General features: G+C 68.5%; 7 protein-coding genes. All 7 read right to left on the reverse strand.

Features of this window, described 5'->3' with window-relative positions; all coding sequences use genetic code 11:
* A partial coding sequence (gene secF / locus KF910_RS14030) for a protein translocase subunit SecF (protein WP_292264008.1) occupies positions 1–989 on the reverse strand: 989 nt, incomplete at its 3' end.
* Positions 989–2581 carry a protein translocase subunit SecD gene (gene secD / locus KF910_RS14035; RefSeq protein WP_292264010.1) on the reverse strand — a complete coding sequence of 531 codons (1593 nt, stop codon included), beginning with the start codon at positions 2579–2581 and terminating at the stop codon, positions 989–991. The genes secD and secF, both read right to left, overlap by 1 nt.
* A 38-nt stretch (positions 2582–2619) precedes the next feature.
* Positions 2620–2934, reverse strand: coding sequence for a preprotein translocase subunit YajC (yajC, locus tag KF910_RS14040; protein WP_292264013.1), 315 nt, complete (start codon positions 2932–2934; stop codon positions 2620–2622).
* A gap of 99 nt (positions 2935–3033) precedes the next feature.
* Complete coding sequence (locus tag KF910_RS14045) at positions 3034–4032, reverse strand: M23 family metallopeptidase (protein ID WP_292264015.1); 999 nt, start codon at positions 4030–4032, stop codon at positions 3034–3036.
* A gap of 115 nt (positions 4033–4147) precedes the next feature.
* The gene (locus tag KF910_RS14050) at positions 4148–4792 is read right to left on the reverse strand and encodes a protein-L-isoaspartate(D-aspartate) O-methyltransferase (protein WP_292264017.1); all 645 of its coding nucleotides are present in this window, start codon (positions 4790–4792) and stop codon (positions 4148–4150) included.
* Entirely contained in the window at positions 4789–5580 is a 792-nt protein-coding gene (surE, locus tag KF910_RS14055) for a 5'/3'-nucleotidase SurE (protein ID WP_292264019.1), read from the reverse strand. The genes KF910_RS14050 and surE overlap by 4 nt, the downstream gene beginning before the upstream one ends.
* A 138-nt stretch (positions 5581–5718) precedes the next feature.
* Positions 5719–7131 carry a serine--tRNA ligase gene (gene serS, locus KF910_RS14060; RefSeq protein ID WP_292264020.1) on the reverse strand — a complete coding sequence of 471 codons (1413 nt, stop codon included), beginning with the start codon at positions 7129–7131 and terminating at the stop codon, positions 5719–5721.
* Positions 7132–7353 lie beyond the last annotated feature (222 nt).

The following is a 7353-nucleotide window of genomic DNA, read 5'->3' on the forward strand; positions in this document are numbered from 1 at the left end:
GGCCGGCTGGCCATGCCCAGCTTGATCGGCTTGGCTTCCTCGTCGATGGACCCGCCGCGCTTGACCCCCCACAGCAGGATGATCGGCGCGCCGACATAGATCGACGAATAGGTGCCGATGATGATGCCCAGCATCAGGGCGATCGAGAAGCCGTAAAGCGCCTCGCCGCCGAACACCGCCAAGGCGCCCAGAACCATGACCGCCGTCAGGCCGGTGATGATGGTCCGCGACAGGGTCTCGTTGATCGACAGGTCGATCACGTCCCGCAGAGGCATGGTCTTGTATTTACGCAGGTTCTCGCGCAGGCGGTCGAACACAACCACCGTGTCGTTCATCGAATAGCCGATGATGGTCAGGATCGCCGCCACCATGTTCAGGCTGAATTCCAGCCGCATCAGCACGATCACCCCGAACGTCAGGATCACGTCGTGCAGCAGGCCCGCCACGGCGCCGAAGCCGAACTGCGGCTCGAACCGCACCCAGATGTAGATGAACATCAGCACGATGGCCGCCCCCAGGGCCATCAGCCCGGACATGAGCAACTCACCCGAGACCTTGGACCCGACCACGCTGACGCCGGAATAGGTCACCTGGCCCACCGCCTCGCTGATCGCGCCCTCGACCTTCTGGACGACCTGGGTCTGGTCCTGGCCCTCGGGCACCTGGAAACGGACGATGGCGGTCGAGCCGTCATCGACGTTGTTGTCGCGCCGGGCGATGCCCTGCACCCCCACGTCGCCCAGGCCCAGTTCCCCCACGGCGCCGCGAATGGCGTCCAGTTCGATGATCTGGCCGACCGGCTTGGCCACCTCCAGCGACGCCCCGCCGCGGAAGTCGATGCCCATGTTCAGGCCCGGATAGAAACAGCCGACGATCGAGGCCACGCACAGGATCGTCGAAAGGATGCCGGCCGGCAGGGCATAGTGGACGAAGCGGAAATTCGTCTTCTGCGGCAGCAGTTTGATAAGAGGCCATCCACGCATCGCCATCACTCCGCGATCGGCAGTTTCTTGGGTTTGGCCAGTTTCAGCCAATAGGCCAGCAGCACCTGCGCCACCATCACCGACGAGAACATCGAGGTGAACACCCCGATGGTCAGGGTCCAGGCGAAGCCGCGCACCGGCCCGGCCCCGAAGATGAACATGATGATCGCCGCCACCAGGGTCGTCAGGTTGGCGTCGACGATGGTGCCCATGGCCTTGTTGAAGCCGGCGTCCATGCTGGCCACCACGCTGCGTCCGGCCCGCGCCTCGTCGCGCATCCGTTCATAGATCAGGACGTTGGCGTCCACCGCCACGGCGAAGGTCAGGATCAGACCGGCGATGCCCGGCAGGGTCAGGGTCGCCTGGGTCAGCGACATGGCGGCCACGATCATCAGGCCGTTCAACAGCAGGCCCAGAACCGAGATGCCGCCGAACAGGAAACCGTAGGCCGCGATCATGAAGACCACGATGATGACGAAGCCGATGGCCGTCGACAGCCCGCCCTTGGCAACGGCGTCGGCGCCCAGTTCGGCCGAAACCGTCCGGCGTTCCTCGACCTTCAGCGGCGCCGGCAGGGCGCCCCCGTTCAGCAGGTTCACCATCTCCGAGGCCTCGGCGATGGTGAACTGGCCCTCGATGATGCCCGAGCCGCCGGTGATGGCGCTCTTGATGTTCGGGGCCGAGATGACCTTGCCGTCCAGGATGATGGCGAAGGGCTTGCCGATGTTGGCGGCGGTCGCCTCGCCGAAGCGGCGCGCGCCCTGGCCGTCGAAGCGGAAGCCGATGGCCGGGCGGCCCGACTGGTCGCTGTCGACGCTGGCCCGGGTCAGGTTTTCGCCGGACACCAGGATGCGCTTCTTGATCAGATAGGGAACGCCCAGTTCGTCCTGCAGAACCTCGGCGTCCGGCGGGACCAGGCCGGTCTGCTGCCAGTTGGCCATGTTCTCGGAATCGACCATCTGGAAGGTCAGCTGGGCCGTCTGGCCGATGACCCGCTCCAGCTGGGCCGGATCGCTCTCGCCCGGCGCCTGGACCACGATCCGGTCCGTGCCCTGGCGGGTGATCGAGGGCTCGCGGGTGCCCAGGCTGTCGATCCGGCGGCGCACCACCTCGATCGACTGGTCCACGGCCGTGGCCCCCATCCCGTTCAGGGCCTGGTCGGTGAAGGCGTAGCGGATGCGGTTGTCCGACAGGCGGCTGGCGGTCCGCTCGGCCACCCCATTGCTCGCCCCGGCCTGGGCCAGGCCGCGGATGGTGGTCAGGGCCAGGTCGAACTGGGCCGGATCGGCGATGGAGACCACGACGCCCCCGGCCTCGCGCTGCACCCCGTTGATATTGACCCGCGCCTCGCGCAGGGCGACCCGCACGTCCTCGGCCATGTTGGTGATGCGCTTCTCGCGCATCGCCGGCACGTCCACCTCCAGCAGCAGGTAGGACCCGCCCTGCAGGTCCAGCCCCAGGTTCAGCGCATTCTTCGGCAGCCATCCGGGCAGGGAGGCCCGCTGCTGCGGCGACAGGATGTTCGGATAGGCCAGGAGCGCGCTGACGACCAGCGCCAGGGCGACCAGGGTGGTTTTCCAGCGGGACAGCTGAATCATGGGCTTACGGTCTCACGCGGCCGGGGCGAAACGCCCGCTCAGCCCTTGTCGTTGGCGGCGATGGCGGTGCGGTTGCGGACCTCGGCCACCATGGACTTGACCACCCGCACATTGACGCTGGGCGCGATCTCGACGTTGATCTCGGCCTCCTCGACGCGGGTCACCTTGCCGATCGCGCCCGACGCCAGGACCACGGTGTCGCCCCGCTTGATCGCGGCGATGGCGGCCTGGTGCTGCTTCATCCGCTGCGACTGCGGCCGCATGATCAGGAAGTAGAACAGCACGACGATCAGGATGATCGGCCCGATGTTCATCAGCATGGCGGTCATTCCGCCGTCGGCTCCGGTAGGCATGGGCTTCTCTCCGAGGACAGGCGGCCATCCCCGGCGCCCGATCAAATCAAGGCGCGGAAACTAGGGTGCAAGCCCGCGATTTGCAACGCGGCGCGGCGCCTATCGCGGCAGGACCGTCACCGGATCGACGGCCACCGGCTCATCGTTGCGCATATGCCGCGTCTCGAAATGGATGGAGGGGCGGCCGTCGCCGGCGGTTTCGCCCACCGTTCCCACCTGCTGGCCGGCGCGCACATCGTCGCCGTCGCGCACCGTGGCGCTGCCCAGATGGCCATAGACGGTGCGCCAGCCGTCGCGGTGCACGATCAGCACCGTCAGCCCCTGCCCCACCAGATCGTCTCCGACATAGGCCACCCGTCCGGCCGCGGCGGCCGAGACCGGCGTCCCGCGCGGGGCGGCGATATTGATCCCGTTGTTGCGCTCGCCCATGCCGACCGGGCCGAAACGGCGCACGATCTCGCCGCGCACCGGCCATTGCAGGGCGACGGTGGACTGGGCCTGGGGCACGGTCGCCGGCGCCGCCGGATTGCCCGAGGGCGGCGGCGGAGGCGGGGGCGGCGGCGCGCCGGTCTCGGGCGCCAGCACCCCGATCGGCGACGGTCCGGTGGCGTAGGGATCGACCCCGCCGTCCACCGCGCTGTCGGGCAGGCGCAGCCCCTGGCCCTGGGTGATGGCCCCGCGCGGGCCCAGGGTGTTCATGTCGATCAGGGTCTGGACCGGGGTGTTGAACCGCCGCGCCACGCCCGACAGGGTGTCGCCGCCCTGGATCGTATAGACCACGCCCCCGGCCGGAACCCCCGAGGCCGTCCAGCCGCCGTTCGCGGCCGGCGGCGGCGCATAGTCGCCCGACCGCACCGGCGGGGCCAGTTCGCCGCCGTCGATCCGCTCGACCGGGGCGCGGCTGGGCGGCGGCGCCTCATTGACCGGCGGCGGGGCATAGGCGCCGGCGTCCGGCGCGGCCGCGGGCGGCTGGCCCTGGCCCTGGCCCTGCACAGGCATGGGATGGATCGAATAGCGCGGCTCGGTCGGATAGCCGGCGCAGGCCGCCGTCGCCATGGTCGCCAGCAGGATGACCGCCGCCCTGATCCCGATCCTCATGCCGCGTCCTCCTGGCCCGTTGCCGACATTCACGAGGACTCCGCCCCGCTCCCGTCCCGATTTCAACCCCACAAAGCGCGCGGAAATTTGACGCTAAGGTTAACGCAGCCTCGCCTCAACCCTCGCGCGCCGCCCCTTCGACCAGGGGCACGAACCGCACCTCGCACAGGCTTTCGCGGCGGAAACTGCCGTCTCCCTGGCCGACATAGCGGTTCAGCATCTGCACCGAACTGCGCCCCACCGGACAGACCAGCACCCCGCCGGGCTTCAGTTGTTTCAGCAGTTCGGTCGGTTCGCCGGGCGACGCCGCCGTGACCATGATCCGGTCGAACGGCGCCTGTTCGGGCCAGCCCAGCCCCCCGTCCGAATGGCGGGTGATGACATTGTCGATGTCCAGCGCCCTCAGCCGCCCCTCGGCCTCGGTCAGCAGGCTGCGATACCGTTCCACCGAATAGACATAGCGCGCCAGCCGGCTCAGCACCGCGCACTGGTATCCGCTGCCGGTGCCGATCTCCAGCACCCGGTGCCGCGGCTGGACGTCCAGGGCCTGGGTCATCAGGCCGACGATATAGGGCTGGCTTATGGTCTGGGCGCAGTCGATCGGCAGGGCCTGGTCCTCCCACGCCTGGTCCAGGAAATGCGGATGCACGAAGACCGCCCGGTCGATCGATTCCATCGCCGCCAGCACCCGCGCGTCCGTGACGCCCTGCTGCCTCAGCGCCAGGATCAGCCGCCCCGCCCGGTCGTCGTCCAGCTTCACCCGGCCTCCACGCTCTTGGGCGGCGCCCCGCCCAGCACCTTCTTCAGGTCATGCACGCTGGCCATGTGGGTCAGGTCGATATGCAGCGGGGTGACCGAGATCCGGCCCTCGTCGATGGCCCTCAGGTCGGTGCCCGCCGGATGCTCGTGCCGATGCCCGCGGAAGCTCATCCAGTAATAGTCGCGCCCCCTCAGGTCGGTGCGCCGCACCGCATGCATCTCGCCCACGTCGCGGAAGCCCTGGGTCGTGACTTCGACCTCCTTCACCAGCTCGGGCGGCAGGTTGGGGAAGTTCAGGTTCATCACCACCCCCGGCTGCCATTTCTGCTCCAGCAGGCGGCGGATGATGCCGGGCGCGAAGGCCTCCGCCGTCTCCCAGTGGGCCACCACCTCGTCGTGGAACCGCTCCAGGCTCTGGCTCAGGGCGATCGAGCGGATGCCGAAGGCCATGCCCTGCAACGCCCCCGCCACCGTGCCGGAATAGCTGACGTCCTCGCCGATATTGTGCCCCCGGTTGACGCCCGACAGCACCAGGTCCGGCCGCTCCGGCATCAGGTCATTGACCGCCAGCACGACACAGTCCGTCGGCGTCCCGGTCACCGCGAACCGCTTGTCCTCGATCCGGTGCACCCGCAGGGGCTCGGTCAGGGTGATCCCCCGACCCTTGCCCGACTGCTCGACCGCCGGGGCGCACACCCAGACATCGTCCGACAGCGCCCGCGCGATCCGCTCCAGCGCATCCAGCCCCTCGGCCCCGATGCCGTCGTCATTGGTCAGGAGGATTCTCACTGATCCTTCTCCCATTGGGAGAAGGTGGCCTGGCGGAGCCAGGTCGGATGAGGGCCGACCCTCACCCTTTCGCGCAAGGACGACCGCTGCGCGCCCGTGCGCTCAAGCCCTCTCCCATCGGGAGAGGGGAGCCGTTGTTCACCCGACATGCGTCATCCCCTCGGGCATATAGCGCTTCAGCACATCCGGCACCGCGATCCGCCCGCCCTCGTCCTGATAATTCTCCATGATGGCCACCAGGGTCCGCCCGACCGCCAGGCCGCTGCCGTTCAGCGTATGGACGAACTCGGTCTTCTTCTCACCGGCTCGCTTGAACCGCGCATCCATCCGCCGGGCCTGGAAGTCGCCGCAGTTGGAGCAGGAACTGATCTCCCGATACGTCCCCTGTGACGGCAGCCAGACCTCAAGGTCAAAGGTCTTGCGCGCCGAGAACCCCATGTCGCCCTTGCACAGCAGCATCCGGCGATAGGGCAGCGCCAGCGCCTTCAGCACCGCCTCGGCGCACCCCGTCATCCGCTCATGCTCGGCGTCCGAATCCTCCGGCCGGGTGATGGAGACCAGCTCGACCTTGTGGAACTGATGCTGACGGATCAGCCCCCGCGTATCCCGCCCCGCCGACCCCGCCTCGGCCCGGAAACACGGCGTCAGGGCGGTCAGCCGCATGGGCGTGGCCAGATCATCCTCTGACAACTGCTGGCCCATGACGAGGTTGGTCAGCGAGACTTCGGCGGTGGGGACGAGATAGCGGAGAGGTTCGCCGCCGTATTTCCCCATCAGTATTTCATGTTCTAGTTCCGTCGGAGGCCCGCCCAGGAACGAAGCGGCTCGTTCTGCGTCATGCTGCCTAAGCAGCTTGGAGATGTGGTCCCAGTCTGTGCCTGTAACGAACAGATCTTCTTTGAACTTCGGCAACTGCCCGGTCCCGAACATCGCCTCGTCCCGCACCAGATAGGGAGGATTAACCTCCAGATAGCCGTGCTCGGCCGTCTGCATGTCCAGCATGAACTGGCCCACGGCGCGTTCCAGCCGCGCCAGCCCGCCCTTCAGCACGGCGAAGCGCGCGCCGCTCATCCGCGCGGCGGCCTCGAAGTCCAGCAGGCCCATCGCCTCGCCCAGGTCGGCGTGATCCTTGGCCGGGCCTGTGGTGCGCGGCTCGCCCCAGCGGCCGGTCTCGACATTGCCCGCCTCGTCCGCCCCGTCCGGCACGCCGTCGTCGGCCAGGTTCTTCTGCGCCGCCAGCAGGTCGCGCAGGGCCTTGCCCTTGTCCGCCTCGACCACCTCCTGCGCCGCGATCTCGCCTTTCAGCCCCTCGACCTCGGCCTTCAGCCGCTCGGCCTCGGCCATATCCTTTTTCGCCATGGCGGCGCCGATCAGCTTGGACGTCGCATTGCGTTTGGACAGGGCCTCCTGCCCCGCCGTCTGGGCCGCGCGCAGGTCGCGGTCCAGGCTCAGGGCCTGTTCGACGATGGCGGCCGCCTCCTCCACCCCGCGCGACGACCAGCCCGCGACATAGAGGTCGGGGTTTTCGCGGATGGCCTTGATGTCGTGCATGGGAAGGTCTTCGGGCAGGCGTCGGAGGAAGCCGAACGCTCTACCGCCCCCCGCCGACTCGAGCAACGCCGCCCCCCTTCCAAATCCTCCCCCCTCGGGGGAGAGGGCCGGGGCAGGCGGTGGAAGGGGCGGACCGAGGGCGCGGTCGCTCGACCCCCCACTCTCCTTCACCCTCTCCCATAGGGAGAGGGTTTGAGGCTCGCAGAGCGCAGCGATGCGCCA

This window comes from Brevundimonas sp. (assembly GCF_019636155.1).
GTDB lineage: Bacteria > Pseudomonadota > Alphaproteobacteria > Caulobacterales > Caulobacteraceae > Brevundimonas.